18 protein-coding genes and 1 pseudogene are annotated in these 22,834 nt (G+C 53.4%); 2 read left to right on the top strand and 17 right to left on the bottom strand.

Going from position 1 to position 22,834, the window contains the following annotated elements; genetic code table 11:
- Positions 1-60: 60 nt before the first annotated feature.
- The 6 genes and pseudogenes from M8Q45_RS05505 to M8Q45_RS05485 form a co-directional block, all read right to left on the bottom strand.
- Entirely contained in the window at positions 61-1,134 is a 1,074-nt protein-coding gene (locus M8Q45_RS05505) for an IS630 family transposase (protein ID WP_249873868.1), read from the bottom strand.
- 269 nt (positions 1,135-1,403) lie between these two features.
- Complete coding sequence (locus M8Q45_RS05500) at positions 1,404-1,823, bottom strand: DUF6896 domain-containing protein (RefSeq protein WP_249873867.1); 420 nt, start codon at positions 1,821-1,823, stop codon at positions 1,404-1,406.
- Between the two features lie 311 nt (positions 1,824-2,134).
- Positions 2,135-2,554: a DUF6896 domain-containing protein gene (locus M8Q45_RS05495; protein WP_249873866.1), complete on the bottom strand. Its 420-nt coding sequence runs from the start codon at positions 2,552-2,554 to the stop codon at positions 2,135-2,137.
- A gap of 311 nt (positions 2,555-2,865) precedes the next feature.
- Positions 2,866-3,219, bottom strand: a pseudogene (locus tag M8Q45_RS28530) (DUF6896 domain-containing protein); the annotation flags it as partial.
- Between the two features lie 402 nt (positions 3,220-3,621).
- Positions 3,622-4,050: a hypothetical protein gene (locus tag M8Q45_RS05490; RefSeq protein WP_249873865.1), complete on the bottom strand. Its 429-nt coding sequence runs from the start codon at positions 4,048-4,050 to the stop codon at positions 3,622-3,624.
- 17 nt (positions 4,051-4,067) lie between these two features.
- Positions 4,068-8,978 (bottom strand): RHS repeat-associated core domain-containing protein, encoded by a 4,911-nt coding sequence (locus M8Q45_RS05485; protein ID WP_249873864.1) that lies wholly within the window; start codon positions 8,976-8,978, stop codon positions 4,068-4,070.
- A gap of 318 nt (positions 8,979-9,296) precedes the next feature.
- On the opposite strand from M8Q45_RS05485, the gene eat reads away from it, so the two are divergent.
- Together eat and M8Q45_RS05475 are read left to right on the top strand one after the other, a co-directional pair.
- Complete coding sequence (eat, locus tag M8Q45_RS05480) at positions 9,297-10,661, top strand: ethanolamine permease (RefSeq protein ID WP_249873863.1); 1,365 nt, start codon at positions 9,297-9,299, stop codon at positions 10,659-10,661.
- Between the two features lie 118 nt (positions 10,662-10,779).
- On the top strand, positions 10,780-10,947 hold the full coding sequence (locus M8Q45_RS05475) for a DUF2897 family protein (RefSeq protein WP_014337248.1): 168 nt from the start codon (positions 10,780-10,782) through the stop codon (positions 10,945-10,947).
- A 171-nt stretch (positions 10,948-11,118) separates the two neighbouring features.
- On the opposite strand, the gene M8Q45_RS05470 is transcribed toward M8Q45_RS05475, so the two are convergent.
- From M8Q45_RS05470 to M8Q45_RS05420, 11 genes are all read right to left on the bottom strand, one after another.
- On the bottom strand, positions 11,119-11,970 hold the full coding sequence (locus tag M8Q45_RS05470) for an urea carboxylase-associated family protein (RefSeq protein WP_249873862.1): 852 nt from the start codon (positions 11,968-11,970) through the stop codon (positions 11,119-11,121).
- A 16-nt stretch (positions 11,971-11,986) separates the two neighbouring features.
- Positions 11,987-12,640, bottom strand: coding sequence for a GntR family transcriptional regulator (locus M8Q45_RS05465; RefSeq protein WP_249873861.1), 654 nt, complete (start codon positions 12,638-12,640; stop codon positions 11,987-11,989).
- A 135-nt stretch (positions 12,641-12,775) separates the two neighbouring features.
- Complete coding sequence (locus M8Q45_RS05460) at positions 12,776-13,111, bottom strand: ComEA family DNA-binding protein (RefSeq protein ID WP_249873860.1); 336 nt, start codon at positions 13,109-13,111, stop codon at positions 12,776-12,778.
- 114 nt (positions 13,112-13,225) lie between these two features.
- Complete coding sequence (locus tag M8Q45_RS05455) at positions 13,226-15,220, bottom strand: polysaccharide biosynthesis protein (protein WP_249873859.1); 1,995 nt, start codon at positions 15,218-15,220, stop codon at positions 13,226-13,228.
- Between the two features lie 110 nt (positions 15,221-15,330).
- Positions 15,331-16,344, bottom strand: a complete 1,014-nt coding sequence (locus M8Q45_RS05450; RefSeq protein ID WP_249873858.1) for an MraY family glycosyltransferase — start codon at positions 16,342-16,344, stop codon at positions 15,331-15,333.
- Entirely contained in the window at positions 16,344-17,300 is a 957-nt protein-coding gene (locus M8Q45_RS05445) for a UDP-glucose 4-epimerase family protein (protein WP_249873857.1), read from the bottom strand. Before M8Q45_RS05445 ends, M8Q45_RS05450 begins: the two co-directional genes overlap by 1 nt.
- Complete coding sequence (locus M8Q45_RS05440; protein WP_249873856.1) at positions 17,297-18,067, bottom strand: glycosyltransferase family 2 protein; 771 nt, start codon at positions 18,065-18,067, stop codon at positions 17,297-17,299. Before M8Q45_RS05440 ends, M8Q45_RS05445 begins: the two co-directional genes overlap by 4 nt.
- A gap of 4 nt (positions 18,068-18,071) precedes the next feature.
- Complete coding sequence (locus M8Q45_RS05435; RefSeq protein ID WP_198797567.1) at positions 18,072-19,487, bottom strand: mannose-1-phosphate guanylyltransferase/mannose-6-phosphate isomerase; 1,416 nt, start codon at positions 19,485-19,487, stop codon at positions 18,072-18,074.
- Between the two features lie 87 nt (positions 19,488-19,574).
- A complete protein-coding gene (gene fcl / locus M8Q45_RS05430) occupies positions 19,575-20,549 on the bottom strand; it encodes a GDP-L-fucose synthase (protein ID WP_249873855.1) in 975 nt (324 codons plus the stop codon).
- Between the two features lie 2 nt (positions 20,550-20,551).
- Positions 20,552-21,673: a GDP-mannose 4,6-dehydratase gene (gmd, locus tag M8Q45_RS05425; protein ID WP_249873854.1), complete on the bottom strand. Its 1,122-nt coding sequence runs from the start codon at positions 21,671-21,673 to the stop codon at positions 20,552-20,554.
- Positions 21,674-21,689: 16 nt separating this feature from the next.
- On the bottom strand, positions 21,690-22,829 hold the full coding sequence (locus M8Q45_RS05420; protein ID WP_249873853.1) for a hypothetical protein: 1,140 nt from the start codon (positions 22,827-22,829) through the stop codon (positions 21,690-21,692).
- Positions 22,830-22,834: the final 5 nt, after the last annotated feature.

The following is a 22,834-nucleotide window of genomic DNA, read 5'->3' as shown; positions in this document are numbered from 1 at the left end:
CAAATGCAAACCTTGATTTACCTTTGTTGTTGTTCGCTAGTGTGCTGTTCTCGAAATAATCTACCCATTAGCCTGTGAGGCCATTGCCTCGCGGGCTCGCTGAATTTTGTTCAAGATATCCTCACCTTTTGCATTCCAGACATATCGAGTCGGTTGCGCATTTCGTAGCGCCAGAAACGTGGTGATTGAGCTTTCCAGTTCGCGAACTGAACAGAAACTGCCCTCACGCAGGTACACCGTGATATCGCGAAAGAAGCGTTCAACCATATTCATCCACGAGCTGGATGTCGGGGTGAAATGCATGTGGAAGCGTTTGTGTTTCTCCAGCCACGCCTTCACTTTGGGGTGCTTGTGCGTGGCGTAGTTATCGACGATCAAATGCAGCTGAAGATGTTTGGGCGTTTCTCGATTGATCTTCTTGAGAAATTCCAGCCATTCCTGATGCCGGTGTTGGCGCTCAATGGAGCTGATCAAGCGTCCCTGGAGATAATCCAGCGCAGTGAATAAAGTGACGGTGCCATGACGCACATAATCGTGCGACTGCGTGCGGATATGGCCGATCCCCAATGGCAGCCCAGGCTGGGTGCGCTCAAGGGCTTGCACTTGGCTTTTTTCATCGCAGCAGAGTACCAGAGCCTTGTCTGGCGGAGCCAAGTACAACCCGATCACGTCCCAAAACTTCTCTTCGAAGTGCGGGTCATTGGACAGTTTGAAAGTGCGGGTCAGGTGGGGTTTCAAGTCATTGGCAGCCCAGAGTTTGTGCACGCTGGTGGCCGAAATTCCAGCCGCTCGGGCCATGCTTCGGCAGCTCCATCGAGGCTCACCGATACGCGGTTGAGTGACTTGCTCAAGGACACGGCGCACCGTTTCAAGAGGCAGAAAAGGTTTGCGGCCCCGACCTGGCTTATCGAGCAAACCGTCCAGCCGTAACGTCTGGAAGCGTTGACACCAACACGTGATAGTGGGCAGTGAGAAACCGGTCAATCGAGCAATTTCCACCCTTGAGCAGCCTTGGGCTGCCAGGAGAATCACTCGGGCGCGACGGCCGTCGCGCTGACTGATGGTGGCTGAGCGTACGCGGCGCTTCAGTTCGGCCTGCCCTTCTGGACTGAGGATAATCTCCTGGGCATTCACTGGCGTTCCCCGAGCACTGGATGATGAGGAGAGTGTAGCCAAGATTGCGGAAAAATTATTTCGAGAACAGCGCACTAGTTAGCTGTTAAGTAAGTGCTATTCCTCTCAGCTATATTTTTTATCGCTGTCAGGCGCGTAATTTGTTTAATTTTAATGTGCTTTTTCAAAAGTTAACATCGGAAAAGGAATGGTTATATTTTTGAGATAAAAAAGGCCTTGCTTGGAAAATCTTTTTGGATGTTTTTTTTGCAGCTATCATTGTGTGATCCTTAATTATTTTTAGATAAGCAATAGAAGCCGTTTCGCCCCCCGGTCATCGGTTCAAATCGACCCGATGCGACGTGTTCTTCGAACTCCAAATTTAGAACTTCCTTGTTCTGATATTTGGGATATTTTTCGGGAAGTTCGCTGGCGTAGATAAATAATCGCCATGCGTCAAAGCCATCTACTCTTCCGTCGGGCCCATAATCAAAATCAACTAGTACATGTGGTAGGTTCACGGCGCATCCCACGCCATGAAGTTCGTAGGTTACGTTTCCCTTCACCACCCCGCAGCGCTTTATTTTTTCGCTGCTCCATAATCTCAAAATACACCGAGTGCCAAATTTCTCCTCAAGCAGAAAAGTGGCTTCGTCGACGCTCGAAAGGAAGTCATGAGCTAACTCCTCTAAGTTTTCTTGATTATTCATCTTCGACGCTGCTCCAATCGGTCAAGACCCACGTTTTTTGCTCAATCAACAACTTCATCGATGCCATTCGATGTACCGTTGTCGCGAGCGATGGCCCTTATAAGCTTAAAAATTACCATTCGGGACGGATTTATTAAAACTAAATCTGTCCCTTTGCTGCTTCGTCACCTGAAATTTTTGAAAGGATTCAATGTTCACAGCACGGCCGCGCATTCAGATATTCGGTATTGTCTGTATATTTTTAACGGAGAAATGCCTTGTTTGGCAAAGTCTCTTGAATCGAATTCTTTCAGCTATCGTTGTATGAGCCTTCAATTGTTTTTCGATAAGCAATAAAAACCGTTTCGACCTTTAGGCATCGGTTCAAATCGACCTGATGCGACATATTCTTCGAACTCCAAATTTAGAACTTCCTTGCTCTGATATTTGGGGTGCTTTTCGGGGAGTTCGCTAGCGTAGATAAACAATCGCCATGCATCAAAGCCATCTGTTCTTCCGTCGGGACCATAATCAAAATCAACTAGTACATGTGGTAGGTTCACGGCGCATCCCACGCCATGAAGTTCGTAGGTTACGTTTCCCTTAACCACCCCGCAGCGCTTTATTTTTTCGCTGCTCCATAATCTCAAAATACACCGAGTGCCAAATTTCTCCTCAAGCAGAAAAGTGGCTTCGTCGACGCTCGAAAGGAAGTCATGAGCTAACTCCTCTAAGTTTTCTTGATTATTCATCTTCGACGCTGCTCCAATCGGTCAAGACCCACGTTTTTTGCTCAATCAACAACTTCATCGATGCCATTCGATGTACCGTTGTCGCGAGCGATGGCCCTTATAAGCTTAAAAATTACCATTCGGGACGGATTTATTAAAACTAAATCTGTCCCTTTGCTGCTTCGTCACCTGAAATTTTTGAAAGGATTCAATGTTCACAGCACGGCCGCGCATTCAGATATTCGGTATTGTCTGTATATTTTTAACGGAGAAATGCCTTGTTTGGCAAAGTCTCTTGAATCGAATTCTTTCAGCTATCGCTGTATGAGCCTTCAATTGTTTTTCGATAAGCAATAAAAACCGTTTCGACCTTTAGGCATCGGTTCAAATCGACCTGATGCGACATATTCTTCGAACTCCAAATTTAGAACTTCCTTGCTCTGATATTTGGGGTGCTTTTCGGGGAGTTCGCTAGCGTAGATAAACAATCGCCATGCATCAAAGCCATCTGTTCTTCCGTCGGGACCATAATCAAAATCAACTAGTACATGTGGTAGGTTCACGGCGCATCCCACGCCATGAAGTTCGTAGGTTACGTTTCCCTTAACCACCCCGCAGCGCTTTATTTTTCCGCTGCCCCATAATCTTAAAATACACCGGGGGCCAAATTTCTCCTCAAGCAGAAAAGTGGCTTCGTCGACGCTCTAAAGGAAGTCACGAGCTAACTCCCCTAAGGTTCCTTGGTTATCCATTTTCTATGCTGCTCCAGTCGGTCAAACCTACTTTTTTTTGCTGAGTTAGCAACTTCATCAATGCTGTTCGATGTGCCGTTGTGGCGAGCGATGTACTTTACAAGCTTCAAAATTACCATTCGGGACGGATTTATTAAAAACTAAAACTGTCCCGTTGCTGCTTCGTCACCTGAAGCCTTTGAAAGGATTCCATGTTCACAGCAGGGGGGCGCGTTCAGATATTCGATATCACCTTCAATCTTTTAGGTTTCGTATCCTGACTCAACTAGTGGAGCGGGTAAGTGTTGCGTGCGGCTACATTCAGGATTCGTTGATGCTGTAATAATCTATTTGGTATCACCATGTTGAAGGATCCTCCTTGGCGGCTTTATAGATTTCATCTTTCCAATTTTCATTTGCCATACTGTAGACATCCTCGAAGAAGCCACGAGGTGTATCTATTTCCGACGCCGACCATGGAGAAGGAGATGGTTCGTCCGTCTCGTAGTTATATTCAAAAGCGGCAGAAAAATCATAATTATTGTTTTTTAGGGCGTTCCCTAGTTCTCTTATAAGCAAAAATTTATGCCTGTACGTCAAATATTCTTGCCCCTTGATAATGTATTCTTTAACTATTTTTATTCGATCCGCCTTGCTATTTGGGTCAAGCTTCAACAATTCATCTCTATTTTTTTGCCCTCTATATTCAGTTTCAAGTCCCGCTAAAAACGTATCAACGGTTGGCTCGTAAGGCAGTTCAGTAAATGGAGCTTTTAGCATGGTCATATCCCTCATATGCTCGTTTAATCAACAGGAAAGGCAGTGAAAGGCCTATCTGTCTGTTCCTTGTCGAACTTGATCTCCGAACCGTTCATATTTTCGTTCAAAATTGGATTTTGACTATCTCTTCTATTGGGTTTGTAACCACGACCAGTTCCGGGACTTTTTATTCTCACAATAGGATTTTGTTCTCTATCTAAGCCCGTGTGGGCAGGCAGCCCTCTAGCCTTTCTTGTTAAAGCTTCATTAAGAGCATGCAGTTGTATCTTCCAATTTTTAAACTGAGAGCTTTTATTTAATCTACCCCGAGCTCCGCTTATCGGATCTGATCCGTCTATAGCACGTTGCCTAAGCACGATATCGGGAATGTGGGGCCCATGTTTTTCAATGGTGTGCATATCGTATTTTTCCTGAATTTCCGCAACTCGACGCTTAGCATTTTCTTCAGAAAGATCATCAATTCTGGCCCGCCGCTGCTCCGCCATCGGCAGCGCCGGTTCATCCTTATCCACCCCAACCTTAGCCGCCGGATCCTGCTCGCCAACCGCCGGCTTTTTACACCCATCGCCCGGACAGTCGTCCAACCCCAACGGATCCACCCACCCCGTCGGGTTCAGGGTGTACCGATACCCATTGAGCCCGCCCTTGAGCTTGCTCGGATCCAGCGTCAGGTACCGCCCCGTCTCCGGATTGTAGTACCGGTGCCGGTTGTAGTGCAGGCCGCTTTCCCGGTCGTGGTATTGGCCCTGGAAGCGCAGCGGTTGTTCCAGGCGCTTGCCGTTGCCGTGCCGCAGTTCCGTGAGTTTGCCGTAGCCGTTGTAGCGTGCGCTCCAGACGATTTCGCCTTGGTGGCTGGTCAGTTCCTGGGGCGTGCCGAGGTGGTCGTTGTGGTAGTGGAATGGCGTGGCGTTTTGTGGGCCTTCGCCTTCGAGCAGGGCCAGGGGGCGGAAAGTACCGGGTTCGTAGACGTAGCTTTGGTAGTGGCTATCGCTGCTTTCGGCGATGACTTGGTCGCCTTGCCAGATAAATTCCGTGGTCTGGCCGGCCACGGTCTTTTCGATGCGTCGGCCAAAGGCGTCGTAGCGGTAGGACGTTTCGCTGCCGTCCGGGCTGGTGACGCCGATGAGGCGGTGTTGGCTGTCGTAGCGGTAGTGCGTAACCAGGCAATGGGCCTTGCCGCGGCGTTCGCGGATGAGGTTGCCGTAGGCGTCGTAGTCGTAGTGGCGGTCGCCCTCCATGAGCAGGCGGTTGGCCTTGAGGGTGGTCGGGCCGGGGCGGTCTTGCAACAGCAGGTTGCCGGCCGGGTCGTGGGCGAAGCGTTCGGGGCCTTGGCTGTGGGCATAGTCGATGCGGACCAGGCGATCTTGTGCGTCGTACTGGTAGCGGCGGCGGTTTCGCTTGTCAGAAAGCGCGGCGAGGTTGCCGTTGGCGCTGTAGGAATAGTCACGCCAGAACAGTTGATGCTGCTGGGTTTGCCAGACGGTCTGGGCCTTGAGGCGGCCTTGTTCGTCGTAGCGGTAGTCGCTGAGCAGCAGGCCTTGCTGGCGTTGGGTTTCGCGGCCGCCCTTGAAGCGGTGTTCGGTCAGGCAGGTGCCGTTGAGGTCGATGGCGATCAGCGCGCCGCCTCGAGCATGGTGATAGTCGAGGGTGCTGCGGTCTGGCAGTCGGCAGTGGATCAAGCGACCGACGCTGTCGTAGCGATAACGCAGGGTGGCCCAGCCCTGGTGTTCGGCAACCAGGCGGTCCTGGTGGTCATATTCATAAGCCAGCGGCCAATGCCCGTCGTCGACGCTGACCAAGCGGCCGAGGGCGTCGTAGCGATAGTTGACCGCCTCGCCATCTGGCAAGGTTTTTCGCACCAGTCGGCCAGCGCTGTCACGCTGGTAATGAGTGATGCGCTGGCTGCCATCGGCGCCGAACTCGGTTTTTTCCAGCAGGTGACCGTTGAGGTCGTAGGCATAACCGGTGCGCTGGCCGTCGAAGCCGGTTTCCTGCCGGATCAGTCCGTTGGGCGTGTAGTCCAGCCGATAATGTTCGCCGGATTCGTTCTCGATGTCCGTCAGCAACAGCCGCGCCGAGTCGTAGCGATATTTCAGCTCGCTGCCGTCGGGGTTGAGGCGGCGGCTGATCAGGTGCAGGTCGTCGGCGTATTCGTAGCGGGTGGTGCGCCCTAGTTCGTCCCGTTCGGCAATGACCTTGCCGTAGGCGTTATAGCGCCAGGCGCGGGTCGCGCCGGTGGGCAAGGTGGTCTGCAGCAAGCGGCCCACGGCGTCCCATTGGTAGTGGGTGATGGCGCCGTGTTCGTCCTGGCGGGTCAGCAAACGTCCGAGGGCGTCGTAGGAAAAACACCGCTGGCTGCCGTCGGGCAGGGTTTCTTTCGTCAACTGGCCCAGGCGGTTGCGCACAAAATAATGGGCGCTGGCGTCCGGGTAGCTGATGGTTTTCAGTTGCCCTTGGCCGTCGTAGTGGTACCAGGTGCTTTGGCCGTCCGGGTCGATGGCCTCGATGACGTCGCCCTGGTCGTTGCGGCGGTAGGTCCACACGGCTTTGCCGCGCTGCCGGGCGTGCAGGAAACCGTTTCGGTATTCGTAGGACGTGGGCTCGTCTTCAGGCGGAATCAGCGCCACCAGCCGTCCGACTTCGTCGTAGCGGTATTCAGTGACGGCGCCGAGCGGGTCTTGCTCGGCGATCAAGCGGCCCTGTTCGTCATAGGCCTTGAGGTGCTCGCCGCCAGCGGGATCGACCTGGCGCACCAGTCGCGCGCGGTCGTCGTGAACGTAGACCTCCTCGCTGCCATCGAGGTTATGGACCGTGACGCTGCCGTCCTCGCCCCAGGTGTAGCGGCTGTCCATTTGCGCGAACGACGCCCAATGCCGCACGCAGCGCGCCGCGGGACCGAGGCCTTGCCACTCCCAGTAAAAACTCGCGCCCCCGGCCAGTTGCCGCTGGAGGATGACGTGCTGGTCGTCGTAGTCGTAGCGTTCGCTTTCGCCAGCGGCGTTAGTCGCTTCAATCAGTCGGAAACGGCCATCGTAGCGGTAGGAAACCAGCGTGTGTTCGGTGCGCCAGCTTTCGTCGCGAGTCGGCGTTGGCTGAAAACTCTGGTAGTCGATGGCGACCAGGTGGCGATGTTCGTAGCGCAAGCGCAGACAGCGTCCAGCGCCGTTGTCCAGGCGGCTGATGTCGCCGTAGATGTTGCGCTGGATCGTCAGACGGTTGTCGTACCGATCGCTCAGGGCGATCAGACAACCGTCGCGAAAGTGTAGGAAAGGAGCGTCTTCGCCGGGCTGGGCGATGATCAGTTCCTCCGGCTCGCCGCTCAGGTAGATCGCCGCGCGGGCCAGGCTGTTGTGGATCACCGGGCGTTGCAGGTTGGGCCGGGGGAAGGTGGTGCGGCGGTTTTCCTGGTCGATCCAGATGACCTGCTCGCCCTGCATCAATAGGCGATGGGCCAGGGCATGGCTCCAACCGCGGCCGAGGCCGATGTCCAGTTCGGCGGCGCTGGTGCGATAGAGCCGGGTGAAGGTAAACGGCAGGCGCCCGTCGAGGGTGCCTTCTTCGAGGGTCAGCAGTTCTTCGCCGGTGACCATCGACACCGGGCAGCCGTGGGTGCGGGTCTGGGCGGCGCTGTCGGCCGGGTCGCCTTTGGGGTTTTTCGATTGGGCGGGGGCGTCGTCGTGGGGTTCGTATCTGCTTAGCTGTGTAGAAGGCAGGGATTTTTCCCGCACGACCGGGAGCGGATTACTGACCGACAGCGGCGCGGAATCCCCAGGGGTGATCTGTAAAGGCGTGACCGGCGCCGGTCCCGTCGACGCTCCTCGACCACTGACCACCAGCGGTTTTAGAACATCGGCGTGTTTGTCGAGGCTGTCGTCGCCGAGTTGCCCCAGGCGCTGACTGGACGCCTGCAACCATTTGCGAGCCTGTTCCGAGCGGAGATGGCGCAACACCTTGCCGCTCAAGCGCAGCCCCACGCCCAGGCCACCGGTCACGCGCGCCAAGATGAAATTGATCAGAATCTCGGCGCGCATTTCCCCTATGACTTCGGCCATGTACTGCGGCGGCAGCAATCGCACCCAACTGGTGAACGCCGCGGTGTAAACGAAGAGCAAGGGCTCATCGCTCAGGACCATCAGGGCTTTGGCAATCGCCTCCGATGAAGCTTTCAGCAGTTGCTCAAGCTCGGCCTCGGTGAGGTATTCCAGCAGCTTTTCGCTGTTGGCCTGTAGATCCGCCAACAGATCGAAGATCTGCTTGATGTCGTCCCATAGCTTGAGCAGGGCGTTTTCGAAACCGCGTAACTGAGCCTCCTGCAATGTGTTGAAGCGCTTTGCAAAACCGCTCTCGGAAGCCTCCTTCCACAGCGGTTGAAACTCGTTCCACTCGGCTGTCAGCCAACCTTCGAGCTCGACGATCGAAAGCTGGTAAGAGCTGTACAGCGCCCTGACATGATCGCTCGTGATATTTGGAAAAAAACTGATGCGGTAACGCTGGCCGCGGTCGCATTCGGGTATTTCCAAAATGCCGCTGGGGCCAATGACATGAGGGACCGGATCGCCGAACGTTTCCTTTCCCTGCTCACCCTTGATGATCGGCTCCAGCACCACCGGCGTGTCACCGATTGGCACGAAACGCGAGGCTTGGAACATATGCACCAGCGTCAGTGGCCCTTGTGCCGGACACCTCGCCACGACGGAGTTGACCTGCTTGCCGCCGCTCTTGGAGGGTGCGAGCGATACCTCCTTCCCAACTTTGAACACCTGCTGGATGTCCAGCGTCCGACCGGTCCAGAACTTTTCTGCCCAACTGTCGTAGTCGCCTAGGCAGCGGCGAAAGTCCTGCAGTACTTCCTCGACGTCGGGCGTGCTCCTAGCGGCCAAGACCAGCGAACCAATGGCGCCTATCAAAGACGGGATCTTGTCGTGTGGAAGCATGCAGACATCTCGCAACACAGAGGTGGGCGCGAGACTGTGCCGAGGTTGGCAGGGGAAAGAAGTCAGGGAAAGAAGCAGCGTATGTAGGGCAATTCTCTAAGTTGGCTCAACCGAGCCAGCCGCGCCCTGAAATCTTTGCGCGTGATGAGGCCCACCCAGGCATCGTCGCTCCGAACTGGGGCACAAACCCAGCCCATCCGGTAGCCAACATCCCCGATACGACACGTTTTCCCCCATTACGACCGCCCAACCCACACTGGCACGCCCACTGCACTGCCCTCCCCCAGCGCTTTTGCTATTTATCGAGGGGAGCCACCGATGAACACACAACTCAAACCCACGCTTGGCACCCTGCACTTATGGGGCATTGCCGTCGGCCTGGTGATATCCGGCGAATATTTCGGCTGGAGCTACGGCTGGGGTGTCGCCGGGACGCTGGGCTTTCTGGTGACATCGTTCATGGTCGCGGCCATGTACACCTGCTTCATCTTCAGCTTCACCGAACTGACCACCGCCATTCCCCACGCCGGCGGGCCGTTCGCTTATAGCCGTCGAGCCTTTGGCGAGAAAGGCGGCTTGATCGCCGGGCTCGCGACCCTGATTGAATTCGTTTTCGCCCCGCCCGCCATCGCGCTGGCCATCGGTGCCTACCTGAACGTGCAATTCCCGGCGCTCGACCCGAAACACGCTGCCGTCGGCGCCTACATCGTGTTCATGGGCCTCAACATCCTCGGCGTGAAACTGGCCGCAACCTTCGAACTTATCGTCTGCGTACTGGCCGTCGCCGAGTTGCTGGTGTTCATGGGCGTGGTCGCGCCGGCGTTCAGCTTCAGCCACTTCGCCCTGAACGGCTGGGCCGGTTCCGACGTGTTCGGCGCGCCAGCCATTGCCGGGATGTTCGCGGCGATCCCCTTCGCGATCTGGTTCTTCCTCGCCATCGAAGGCGCGGCCATGGCCGCCGAAGAAGCCAAGGACCCGAAACGCACGATCCCCAAGGCCTACATCAGCGGCATCCTGACCCTGGTGGTGCTGGCCATGGGCGTGATGTTTTTTGCCGGCGGCGTGGGTGACTGGAGCACCTTGTCCAACATCAACGACCCGCTGCCCCAAGCCATGAAAGCCGTCGTCGGCGAAAGCTCCGGCTGGCTGCACATGCTCGTCTGGATCGGCCTGTTCGGCCTGGTGGCGAGCTTCCACGGCATCATCCTCGGCTACTCACGCCAATTCTTCGCCCTCGCGCGCGCCGGCTACCTGCCCGCCTCCCTCGCCAAGCTCTCGCGTTTCCAGACCCCGCACCGCGCCATCATCGCCGGCGGACTGATCGGCATCGCCGCCATCTACAGCGACGGCCTGATCAACCTCGGCGGCATGACCCTCACCGCCGCAATGATCACCATGGCCGTGTTCGGCGCCATCGTCATGTACATCATGAGCATGCTCAGCCTGTTCAAGCTGCGCAAAACCGAGCCCAACCTGGAACGCACCTTCCGCGCGCCGGGCTATCCGATCGTGCCGGGGATCGCGTTGGTCCTGGCGGTGGTGTGCCTGGTGGCGATGGCCTGGTTCAATGCCCTGATCGGCCTGATATTCCTCGGCTTCATGGCGGTGGGCTTTGTGTATTTCGTGCTGACCGCGCAGTTGCGTGCAGATGCACCGGCGGATGCGATGTTGACCGGGCTATAAGGTGAGCCAGGCATAACCGGCGTAGTATGGAACCACTGCGAACGGTCTTCGCTCATAAGTGGTACGGGCAATGACCAGCGAAATACTCGTCTGGCCATTGCCCCTCAAGGAGAGCCCTATGCCCTGGTATGCCTGGTTAATCCTGATCGTCGCCATCGGCTCGATCGTGGGTGGTTTGATGATGCTGCGCGACACCGCCCACAAGGTTGAGCTGACGGACGAACAGCGCAAGCGTGTTGCCGAGCGCAATGCGGAAATGGATGCGAAAGAGGCGAAGGATCGCTGACCCGCTTTTCGTGGCGAGGGAGCTTGCTCCCGCTGGGCCCTGTAGGAGCTGGCAAAGCCTGCGATCTTTTGATCTTTCGCTTGAGACTCAAGTGTCAGGGAAAAGATCGCAGCCTCGTTGCACTCGACAACTCCTACAAAACCCACTCTCACCACCAAACGGTGGCGCCTGCTACATCTCCCAATCCGCCCTGGCAATATGCAACCCGTGCAGCCCCTTGTAAGCCGCCCGCTCCGGCTGACTCCAGCCTTGCAGCAACGAATCCTCCAACCGATAAATCTCCACCCCCAGCGGACGACAGACGCTTAAAGGATCCTGCGCTTCCGGCCCCCACATCGCCAGCGACAGATCCCCGCCAGGGCAAGTCGACAGCGCACACAACAAATCAATCTCGGCAAAAAATTCCAGGTAGTCGCCCTTCTGTGCCGGACACGCCTTCATGAAATACATGTCGTCATGATTCAGCCCGGTGCACTGGAAGATATTCAACACGTCATGCACATCGAACTCCGTCAGGCCGTGGGGCAACACCGCACGGGTCAGGTTCGAGTGACAGTGATGATGGAAATCCTCACCGGTCAGCATCTTGTTCACATACGGGTCGCACCGCGTCCCCAACAAATCGTGCAAGCGTCCGCCGTGTTCGTCGATGCCGTAACCGGCCAAGCTATCATCGGTGATCGTCACCAGCGGGCGCAGGAATGGCAGGTTCGACCACAACCGATCGTAGGTGCTGACATGCGCGCCCTGAAGCTGACGCGTCCGAGCCGCCCACAAACGCTCACGCGGATCGTTGGCATTCCAGACGTTGAAATCCCCCACCTGCGGACCGACCGGGGTGGTCACGCGAAAGACATGCCCGGCCGGCACATGCCAGGCACGGCCGGTGCGGATCGGGACTTCGAACTTTTCGACCAGGGTGCGCTTGTCCTGCTCGGTGCGGATGCGGTCGTAAAAGGGTCTGTCCACTTGCAGGGCGGAGCCTTTGCTGACCTGGTAGGCGGCTGGGTAGTCTTTGTACATGGCTCGGGTCCTTTGATCAGTGAGGGTTGGCGGGAGTCAGCAGGTGCAGGAGCAACTGCTCGGAATCGTCGAGATAAAGACTCAGCTCGTCATGAGCAGCGCGCTTGTTACCATCGGCCAGCAAATCGTGGATCTGCCGGTCACGGGCAAGCCACGGCGCCTGGAAACGCGCCTCATCGGGGGCGGAACAAAACACCAAACGCAACTGTGCGACTACGTTGGTGAAAAACTCATCGAGCAAGGGACTGCGCATCAGCCCCACGATGTGCTGATGGAAGGCCAGACCGTGGGTGCCCACCGCTCGCCAATCTTCGCGCTCGCGAGCCAGCTCGGCGGCTTCCAGCGCTTCGAGCATGCTGTCGGACTGGTATTCGCTCAATGGCTTGCTGGTGAGAATGGCCTGAAGCTCCAAGGTGCGACGGACCTTGAACACGTCCCGCACGTCATCGACACCTAACCTGCGAACCATCACTCCTTTGTTACGCACGTAACGGGTCAAGCCCTCCTGGCCGAGACGGTGTAACGCTTCGCGGATGGTGTTACGGGACGCGTTGTAGGCTGAGACCAGGTTGTTTTCGATCAGCGCCATGCCGGGGATGAGGCGGCCACCGATGATGTCGGCGCGGAGTTCGAGGGTGATCTGGTCCGCTAGGGAGAGAGGGCTAGTCATTGAGGGCCTTGGATTGTTGAACAATCAGTTGGCGTTAGGTAATCAGTTTTTGTGCCAACCCGCGCGGAACAATTCAGTTGCATTCGCTGAACAGCAAAAAGGCCAGTCATCCGACTGGCCTCCCTTAAACAACCCTCAATTCACTTCCAGCTTGTCACGATTCCTATCGAGAATCGCCTTGCCGATGCCCTTGACCTCAAGCAGTTCGTCCACCGACGAGAAAGGCCCATTATTCTCTCGATACGCAACAATCGCCTCGGCCTTGCCCTTGCCTATCCCTGACAGCTCGCGCTGCAACGTTGCGGCATCTGCCCCGTTCAAATCCACCTTGGCGCCTTGCGTTTTCGCTGGCTGCTCCACCGCCAACGGCGAAGATACCGACTCCGGCTTGACCGCTGGGGCAGCAATAACAGCAATCGAGGCGCTGGTGAGGAAGGCAAAAATCAGCGAGTAGAAATAGCCTGTACGCATAAGTGACGCTCCATGACATCGTTGAGAGAGAAGCAGCTTTTCCGAAGCTGCTCCTCAAACTTAGGCGATGGTGTGGAGCTGTCAAAAGTGTGTACGTTACGAGGTATGTAACAATCAGGGCTCGAGATGGCGCTGCTGGTAAATCCAGTCGACAATTTCTCCGTCCGGGGCGTAACCACTGACGGTGTCGCGAAGCAACTGACGGACTCGTGCGTAATCATCTTCTTCGATGGCTGTCAGCAAGTCTGCCAGCCTTAGCTTGAGGACATCCCAAGGCAGGAAGTCTTCATTGGCGCTCATGATCATTGGGTGCTGGGTCGCGACGACGTTGTCGCCTATCAACAATTCCTCATAAAGCTTCTCGCCGGGGCGCAAGCCGGTGAATTTAATTGAGATATCACCGTGCGGATTCTTTTCGGACCGAACGCTCAAGCCAGACAAGTGAATCATTTTCTCCGCCAGCTCAACGATTTTCACCGGCTCGCCCATGTCCAGCACAAACACATCTCCACCCAAGCCCATGGAACCCGCCTGAATCACCAGCTGAGCTGCCTCGGGAATGGTCATGAAGTATCGCGTGATCTTGGGGTGGGTAACGGTCAACGGCCCGCCGGATTTGATCTGCTTATGGAACAGCGGGATAACCGATCCGGAGGAGCCCAGTACGTTACCGAAGCGAACCATGGTGAAGCGGGTCTTGTTTACCCGCGAGACGTTGGCCTGATCACCGAACAGCACCGGCGCCAATTCACGACTCAATGCCTGTAGTGTCAGCTCAGCGAGCCGCTTGGTGCTGCCCATTATATTGGTCGGGCGTACGGCCTTGTCGGTGGAGATCAAGACAAAGTTCGACACACCCGCCTGCAGTGCAGCCTGCGCAGTGTTCAGCGTACCGATTACGTTGTTCAAGACACCTTCGGCGATGTTGTGCTCAACCATCGGCACGTGCTTATAGGCGGCTGCGTGATAGACCGTGTCGACATTCCAGGTCTTCATCACATCAAGCAGTTTCTCTTGGTTGCGGACCGATCCCAAGATCGGTAACAGGCGAACAGACAGAGATTCCCGAGCGATTCGCGGCTCCAGCTCGGACAAAATGCTGTAGAGATTAAATTCGCTGTGCTCGAAAAGCAGCAGCGTGGTGGGTTTCAGCGCAAGGATCTGTCGGCAAAGCTCTGAGCCGATCGAACCGCCAGCACCCGTGACCAAGACCGATTGGCCTGTGATGCAATGTTCCAATAGGTCAGGCTGTGCCGGCACTGCATCACGTCCTAGAAGGTCCGCGATATCCACTTCCTGGATGTCGTCCACCTTGACCCGGCCGCTGGCCAGATCCATGAAGCCCGGGACGCTGCGTACGTGCAGAGGGAAGCCTTCGAGCAGGGTCAGGATTTCTCGACGGCGACCACGTGATGAAGAAGGGATGGCGAGCAATATTTCCTGTGCGCCAGTCGCATCGATCATTTTTTGAATGTGGTTGGGTTGATAGACCTGGAGCCCTGCGATGACGCGATCGGCGATGCTGCTGTCATCATCAATGAACGCGACAGGGCGCATCACCCGTCCCATGCGCAAGGCAGCGACGAGTTGGTTGCCTGCTGCGCCGGCGCCATAGATAGCGACCTTGGGTAGGCCATCGTCACGGTTGGTAAAGGGTACATGTTGGGCCGCAGTGAACCAGTCGCCCAGGAAGTATTGGCGCATCACGAGACGAAGCCCGCCGATCATGATCAGGCTCAACCACCAATAATTGAAGATAATCGAGCGCGGGACGACCGTCTTGTGGTTGCTGTACCAATACACCACCAAGGCCAATAGCAGCGCTGAGAGGCTGACTGCTTTACAAATAGTGATCAGCGCATCGTTACCAAAGTAACGCATGACAGCACGGTACATGCCGAAACGGATGAAAATAGGAATGGCGACCAGCGGAGCCGATGCGAACAGCCACAGATGCGTTTCGATCGGTGCTATCAACGCGTCGACACCCAGTCGCACGACAAATGCAAGCCACAGCGCAATCCAGACCAGCACAATATCCATGGCTACCTGGATTGCTCGCTTATGGCGCCTCGGGAGTCCCAACAAGACTGTTCTTAATTTATCCATGAATCCTTCCTGCACCCTCGCCAGCTCCTAAACCCCGTCCGCCCGTACGCCGGTGGTACATCACCGTGCGTTGGACAATCAATAACCCAAAAAGCGAACCTAGCTTGAAATCAGACGTTTTCAAGCTCGCCTGCATGAAACCTGACAGCAAGCATCACCAATGGCACATAAGCCACTATCAAAGCCAAGGCTCCGTCAATGTCCAACAATACAACGCATGCAGCCAACGGCAGCAGCCATAACAAATTGATTGCCATTACCGCCAAGGTCACAGGTAGATGCCGACCGAACTGACGCGAAGCGAACTGGTACGCGTGACTGCGATGAGCCTCGTACACCTTGTCGCCGCGAAGAAGACGTCGTATCAACGTGACCGTTGCATCGACAATAAATACACCGAGCAAAATCAACCAAACCCAAAGTAGCTTGGGTGAAGTCCAAGCTGCTTGCAGCGATAGGAGCGCCAAGACGATACCGAGAAATCCGCTGCCCGCGTCTCCCATGAAAATGCGAGCTGGGGGAAAATTCCAATATAGAAAGCCAGCTACCGCAAGAGCGAGCAATAGCGGAGCCATAATCAAAGATCCAAAACCTCCCAGCCAGTAAAGCAGACACGCCCCGAGGCACACGCAGATAGCCTCCACACTGGCAATACCGTCGATGCCGTCCATAAAATTGTAGAGATTCAACATCCACACCAAATAAAGAACTGCCAGGACGTGACCAAGCCAAGCCAGGTCAATTTCGACGTTAAACATCGTGATTACCGGCATCCCGCCTAGCCAGTAAAGTGCCCATATAGATGCTATGAAATGCCCCAACAGGCGCCAACGGGCAGCGATGTGGCCATGATCATCGAGGAAACCGAGCACAGCGACTACAGCTCCCGCTCCTAGCATTGACCACAAAGCGTGCAAAGGCAGCGATTCATTAGCCGCTAATATTGGCAGCGCCGCTAGGAAACTAAATACAATGGCTACGCCACCGCCGCGTGGGGTTGGTACAGAATGGGAACTACGGGCGTTGGGGATGTCTATGATGCTTCGAGCCAAGGCATAACGACGCAGGACCCATGTCATCAAGGATGACGCCGCGAAGATAATTAAAAAAATTTGCCAGCCCATTATTTACCCTGATTCAAAAAATTGCTTACAGTGTCTCTCAATCCTTGGTCAACGCTAACTTTTGGGGTCCAGCCCAGCAACTCATGGGTTTTACTTGTGTCGACCTGCAGAGAGCCGCAAAGACGCTTGAAAAGATCGTTTCTTCCCACCAACTTCGCAACATGGCCGATCAAATAAGAGGGGATGGGAACTAAACGCGAGGGTTTATGAAGTGCTATCGAAAGTTTAGTTAGCAGCTGAGTTGTCGACAAATCCTCTCGATCGCTAACGAGAAAAATTTGATTGGCTGCGAGCGGGTGATTTATACAGATCACTATCAAGTCAACCAAATTATCAATCCCGACTAAGCTTCGCATATTTTTAATGGCCCCCAAGGGTAAAGGTACCCCCCTATTAAGCCATCTCATCATGCTGAGAAAATTGCCTTTGACACCTGGGCCGTAAACAAGAACGGGACGAATGATAACTACGTCCATTTGCCCTTGCTCACCAAGTGAGAGAAGCGCTGCTTCGGCTTCCATTTTTGAAATACCATAAGGATCATGCGGGTTCGGTTTATCGTCCGGCTTGAAAGCATATCCCGGCTCGGTACTTTCTCCGTTGACCTTAACGGAACTTATGAAAATAAATCGCCGAACACCTGCTGCAGCAGCTTGACGTGCAAGATTTAAAGTTCCTTCTACATTGATTTCTCTAAACTCTCTCAGAGGATCACTTGAGGCGTCGTGCATTATATGCACGCGCGCAGCCGTATGAATAACGACTTCAACCCCATCAAGTGCTGCTGTCCAAGAGGTGGTCGCACTGAGATCCGGCACTTGATAGGTGCGGACACCAGATACCTGCTGTCCAGTACGAACCGAGGCACATATCTCAAAGCAAGAATCTGCTTTAGCTCTTTCAATAAGCGCAGCCCCAACGAATCCAGTCCCCCCCGTGATCAACAGGCGCGTCATTGAGAATTTCCTTTGGGGCGTTTGAAGTACTCAACCAACTTGAAAGGCAGCTTGCTCAGGACCATTACTAAATTCGTGTAGATGCCGTTTCTCCTACAAGCCTGAACAATCTCTCTATTCAGGCGGAGACTACTCCTTACACCTGAGGTGCTGACCCCACCGGCGCGCATCCGAACTAATACCTGATCAAGCCTGGCAAAGGGCAGCTTATGAACCACTAGCAATCGCACAAACATCTCATAATCAGCCGAAATCCTGTAGAGTATCGAATACGGCCCTGCTAACTTATATGCTTCTGCCCTTATGAACGTCGCAGGATGAGGTGGCATCCAACCAAAACGAAGCTTCCAAGACCGGAAATGGCCTGCACTGTAAAAGCGGGTCACAGTATTTAAATCATTAGGATCAACAAAAACAATATCACCAAAAACAAGCTGACTTTCTGGCGACGAAGCGAAGCAACTGGCAACAGAACCAACAACGTCATCTGTCTCGAAGAAATCGTCCGAATTCAAGATCCCAATGATATCACCTGTCGCCAAAGAGATGCCTTTGTTCATAGCATCATATATACCTTTGTCCGGCTCACTCACGACTTTGGCTATCTTACTTCCATACTCATTAACGATAGCCATGGTCGTGTCGCTCGAGGCGCCATCCACGACGATATATTCAATATTTTCATACCGCTGCGAAAGAACTGATTCTATAGTGTCACGAATCGTGGAAGCGCTATTATAAGAAACAGTAATAATGGAAATCTTCAAAACATCAATCCTTCACGCGACCGTATCGATCTTCAAAGCGAACGATATCATCTTCACCTAAATAGGTGCCGGACTGGACTTCTATTAGCTCCAACGGAATCACACCAGGATTCTCCAGAGCATGAATCTGGCCGACAGCTATGTATGTAGATTGATTTTCCGTTACCAGATAGGTCCGCTCACCGTTGGTTACTTGAGCCGTTCCGCTTACGACTATCCAATGCTCCGCCCGATGATGATGCATTTGTACAGATAGTTTAGCGCCCGGATTTACTGTAATACGTTTTACCTGATAGCGCGGTCCGTTATCGATGGAATCGTAAACTCCCCAAGGACGATAGACCTCACGATGGTTAGCATACTCAGGTCGCTTACAGCTCTTTAGCTGGTCAACAATTTTCTTGACTTCTTGAACATCATTTTTGTGTGCCACGAGTACCGCATCTTTGGTTTCTACAATAACAAGGTCATCAACGCCGATGGCGGCCACCAGTCGATGAGTTGCATGTAGGTAGCTGTTAGTCGTTCGCTCGGTGAGCACATCCCCATTAGATACGTTTCCGTTACAATCTTTATCTGATGTATCCCAGAGAGCCGACCACGATCCGACGTCACTCCATCCAGCATCAAGAGGCACCATTACCGCATCAGAAGTGCGCTCCATGACGGCGTAATCGATGGATATATCCGGACATTCGTTGAACGCTTGAGCGTTGACGCGGGTGAAATGCATATCCTGCTGCGCACCTGCAAACGAAGCCTGGCAGGAACGAAGGATATCCGGCGCGAAGAGTTCTAACTCCCGTAAATAACGACTGGCTCGAAACATGAACATGCCGCTATTCCAAAAATACTCTCCGCTGTCCAGATACTTCTGAGCCGTAGCTGAGTCAGGTTTTTCTACAAATCGGCTAACAACATAGGCCCCCTCGGCTATCTCTTTCCCCCTTTCCAAATAACCGAAACCCGTTTCTGGGTGGGTAGGCACTATCCCGAACGTGACTAATTTTCCCGTCTCAGCCAAAGCTAAAGCACAAGCGATGCTGGCATGAAATGCCCCAACGTTCTTAATAAGATGATCTGCGGGAAGAACCAGCAGAACCGGGTCAACTCCGGAAGCGGTGGCCTCCAACGCCGCCAGCGCGATAGCTGGAGCAGTATTGCGTCCCACCGGCTCAAGCAAAATCTTGGCTTGGTCCATCTCCATCTGCCGGAGTTGTTCCGCCGCAAGGAATCGGTGTTGTTCGTTGCAAATCAGCAAGGGGAGCTCGTGATTCAGCCCATCCAGCCGCTGAATTGTGGACTGCAGCAACGACCGCTCGGTATCAACCAAAGGCAGGAACTGCTTGGGATTAAGCTGGCGAGAAAGCGGCCAGAGGCGGGATCCCGTGCCGCCTGCCATGATTACCGGAAGAAACATTGAAGGTTGTCCTTACTGACGCTATCAGGGTGCTGCTATTTCTGTTTTTGCAAGGCTAATGATCGCGAAAAACCAGCCACACAGCCATCACTTCCTAGCCTCCAGCCAATGCTCTACAAACCATTGATAAGCATCGCTGAGCCCTTCCTCGAGACCAATCGTAGCTTGCCAACCCAACGCGCGAAGACGAGAGACGTCCATTAGTTTACGCGGCGCACCGTCAGGCTTGCTTGCATCAAAAGAGAGTTGTCCTTTAAAACCAGTAACCTTGGCGATGGTTTGTGCGAGCTCACGTATGGTGCAGTCTTCTCCCGTCCCGACATTAATATGCGACAGCATGGGCTGAGTGTTGGCGTGATACGTGTTTTGATCAAGCTCCATCACATGTACGCTAGCCGCGGCCATATCATCGACGTGTAAAAACTCCCGCATTGGGCTGCCGCTTCCCCAGATGACAACCTCCGCTTGACTGGCTCGCACCGCCTCGTGAAAACGTCGAAGCAAGGCCGGAATCACGTGGCTATTTTCAGGATGGTAATTATCATGCGGCCCGTACAGATTGGTTGGCATGACGCTGCGATAATCGCGACCGTGCTGACGATTATAGCTCTCGCATAACTTGATCCCAGCAATTTTGGCAATCGCATAGGGCTCGTTAGTCGGTTCTAATAAGCCAGTAAGCAAAGCGTTTTCCTGCATCGGTTGCTTAGCCTGCTTCGGATAAATGCAGGACGACCCAAGAAACAGTAATTTCTGAACGTTAGATAGGTGCGCAGCCTGGATCACATTCGCTTGTATCGTCAGATTTTCATAAATGAAATCCGCAGGGTACGTATTGTTGGCTTGGATTCCCCCTACCTTAGCTGCCGCAAGATAGACCTGGTCAATCCGATTTTTTAAAAAATATGCATGAACCGCTTGCTGATCCAGCAAATCCAACTCTTCCCGACCAGCACAGAGAACAGAGCGATAGCCAAGAGCCTGGAGCCGGCGCACGATAGCGGACCCCACCATGCCTCGATGGCCTGCGACGAAAACGGTCTGGTTCAATTCGCGGGACATCATTAGTTCTCCAAAGCGACCGGGACATCATGGCCGTGTTGCTTGAGCAAGGCATGACGCTGGGCCGCCTTAAGGTCCTCACGGACCATCTCTGCGCACATTTCCTGCACTGTGATTTCAGGTACCCAACCAAGGTCTTTCTTAGCTTTACTAGGATCACCCAACAAAGTTTCGACCTCGGTAGGCCGGAAGTAGCGCGGATCTACACGGACGATCACGTCTCCAGTCTTCAGCGCAGGGGCTAGATTTCCATCTACACGTTCAACTATCGCTCGCTCCTCCACACCTTCACCTTCAAAGCGCAACGTGACGCCAAGCTCAGCGGCTGACCAGCGCACAAAATCTCGTACAGAATATTGGACACCTGTAGCAATTACATAATCTTGAGGGTGCTCTTGTTGCAGCATCATCCATTGCATGCGGACATAGTCCTTCGCATGCCCCCAATCTCGCAAAGCATCCATATTGCCTAAGAACAGACATTGCTCCAAGCCTTGCGAGATATTTGCCAGCGCGCGGGTGATTTTACGCGTAACAAAGGTTTCGCCACGGCGTGGAGATTCATGATTGAACAGGATACCGTTGCACGCGTACATCCCGTACGCCTCACGATAGTTAACGGTTATCCAGTACGCGTAGAGCTTGGCCACCGCGTATGGAGAACGCGGATAAAAAGGTGTTGTTTCCTTTTGGGGCGTCTCCTGAACCAAACCGTACAATTCGGATGTCGACGCTTGATAGAAACGAGTTTTTTTCTCCAGGCCTAGTAGACGGATAGCCTCCAAAATCCGGAGTGTACCCATCGCGTCAACATCAGCGGTGTATTCAGGCGACTCAAAACTAACAGCCACATGAGACTGGGCTCCAAGATTGTAAACTTCATCCGGCTGAACTTCTTGGATGATTCTTGTAAGGTTCGATGAATCGCTCAGATCACCGTAATGAAGAACAAAATTACGGTTATCAACGTGAGGATCCTGGTAGATATGGTCTACACGCTGAGTATTGAACGACGAGGCGCGACGTTTAATGCCATGCACCTCATACCCCTTCTCCAACAACAATTCGGCCAAATAGGAGCCATCTTGGCCCGTAATCCCGGTAATCAAAGCCCTTTTCATCATTTATCTCTCCAACCTCTTAAGTTTTAGCATCTCTAGGCGACAACGCCTGAATTCGCGAAAGATTAAGCTTAGCATCTCTGAACCTGGGAAAGAATCGCCTAAAATACCAATAAAAAAACAACGGGAACAAAAGGTAATCCATTAGATTAAACAAATAAAATATATCAAAAGCTGCTCTAAACAGGTACAGCGAGAAGACAACCACTAACAAAAATTTTCGCTCAAGCAGCAACGCACAAAAAGAAAGGGTAGCAACAACCAACAGCAAAAAAAAAGAAAACCCAAAAAAAGAATGCAGCCTCAGAAAGGCGCTATGCGGATTCCCGCCAAAAGCTTCGACCATCGGTACGGCCGTGAGATCTACACCGGAGAAAAAACCCACCAAATCTACATGAGCAAAATAATCTTGGGCAATATAATACCTGTCACTTTCAAGCCCCGCCGATAAGTTAGTTCTCACCTGAACAAATTCATAGATATCGTCCCAACCAACAATAAGCATTGCAACAGCCACTAAGCCCCCTCCTCCAGCCAGTAGCGGACTTCTACGGTATAACACGCATAAAAATAACAAAAACGAAACAAACATTCCGTTTCGACTGTATAAAGGAAAACTTACTAAGAAAACCAAAAAAAACAACGTTACAGATATTTTTTTTCCAGTGTACTCTTTAGAAAAAATATACCCACTCGCGAGCGCCAACAATATCCCAGAATAAACATTACGACTCGACCCTATAAGAATTTTATTAAACTCAGCCGAACCATAACCCTCTACCAAAACAAGCCAAAGAGTGAAAGCCAAAAAAAGGATGAAGGGAAACTCAAATAATATTACTGTCTTTCTAAATTCTAACGCAAACCAAGCGACACCAAGCGCTGAAACAAAAACAAAAACCGTAAAAATACTTCTATATTCCGACCATTCGTAATTAAACAATGCAATAACAAAAAAACAAAAAGGCAAAAGTATTAGCGCGTAAAAGGACAGCCCCCGTTTAGCAGCAGAAACAGCAAGCATAGTCATAAAAACCAGAAATCCGACCACCACCGCAGCTGTACGAAAACTAATCGAGCCGTAGTAAAAAGCAAGCGCAGAAAACAGCACATACATGCATGCGAAAAAGGAAGCGCTATTGCGTAGGACAGCGTACATTTAAG

This window comes from Pseudomonas sp. T1.Ur, from assembly GCF_023516725.1.
GTDB lineage: Bacteria > Pseudomonadota > Gammaproteobacteria > Pseudomonadales > Pseudomonadaceae > Aquipseudomonas > Aquipseudomonas alvandae.
This window is presented reverse-complemented; position numbering and strand designations above follow the sequence as displayed.

What these genes read in the sequence shown, in the direction of transcription:
- M8Q45_RS05420 (WP_249873853.1), bottom strand. Translation starts at nt 22,829, where the DNA reads ATGTACGCTGTCCTACGCAATAGCGCTTCCTTTTTCGCATGCATGTAT.
- M8Q45_RS05470 (WP_249873862.1), bottom strand. Translation starts at nt 11,970, where the DNA reads ATGTACAAAGACTACCCAGCCGCCTACCAGGTCAGCAAAGGCTCCGCC.
- fcl (WP_249873855.1), bottom strand. Translation starts at nt 20,549, where the DNA reads ATGTCCCGCGAATTGAACCAGACCGTTTTCGTCGCAGGCCATCGAGGC.
- M8Q45_RS05495 (WP_249873866.1), bottom strand. Translation starts at nt 2,554, where the DNA reads ATGAATAATCAAGAAAACTTAGAGGAGTTAGCTCATGACTTCCTTTCG.
- M8Q45_RS05475 (WP_014337248.1), top strand. Translation starts at nt 10,780, where the DNA reads ATGCCCTGGTATGCCTGGTTAATCCTGATCGTCGCCATCGGCTCGATC.
- M8Q45_RS05460 (WP_249873860.1), bottom strand. Translation starts at nt 13,111, where the DNA reads ATGCGTACAGGCTATTTCTACTCGCTGATTTTTGCCTTCCTCACCAGC.
- M8Q45_RS05500 (WP_249873867.1), bottom strand. Translation starts at nt 1,823, where the DNA reads ATGAATAATCAAGAAAACTTAGAGGAGTTAGCTCATGACTTCCTTTCG.
- eat (WP_249873863.1), top strand. Translation starts at nt 9,297, where the DNA reads ATGAACACACAACTCAAACCCACGCTTGGCACCCTGCACTTATGGGGC.
- M8Q45_RS05485 (WP_249873864.1), bottom strand. Translation starts at nt 8,978, where the DNA reads ATGCTTCCACACGACAAGATCCCGTCTTTGATAGGCGCCATTGGTTCG.
- M8Q45_RS05435 (WP_198797567.1), bottom strand. Translation starts at nt 19,487, where the DNA reads ATGTTTCTTCCGGTAATCATGGCAGGCGGCACGGGATCCCGCCTCTGG.
- M8Q45_RS05455 (WP_249873859.1), bottom strand. Translation starts at nt 15,220, where the DNA reads ATGGATAAATTAAGAACAGTCTTGTTGGGACTCCCGAGGCGCCATAAG.
- gmd (WP_249873854.1), bottom strand. Translation starts at nt 21,673, where the DNA reads ATGATGAAAAGGGCTTTGATTACCGGGATTACGGGCCAAGATGGCTCC.
- M8Q45_RS05445 (WP_249873857.1), bottom strand. Translation starts at nt 17,300, where the DNA reads ATGACGCGCCTGTTGATCACGGGGGGGACTGGATTCGTTGGGGCTGCG.
- M8Q45_RS05465 (WP_249873861.1), bottom strand. Translation starts at nt 12,640, where the DNA reads ATGACTAGCCCTCTCTCCCTAGCGGACCAGATCACCCTCGAACTCCGC.
- M8Q45_RS05450 (WP_249873858.1), bottom strand. Translation starts at nt 16,344, where the DNA reads ATGGGCTGGCAAATTTTTTTAATTATCTTCGCGGCGTCATCCTTGATG.
- M8Q45_RS05490 (WP_249873865.1), bottom strand. Translation starts at nt 4,050, where the DNA reads ATGACCATGCTAAAAGCTCCATTTACTGAACTGCCTTACGAGCCAACC.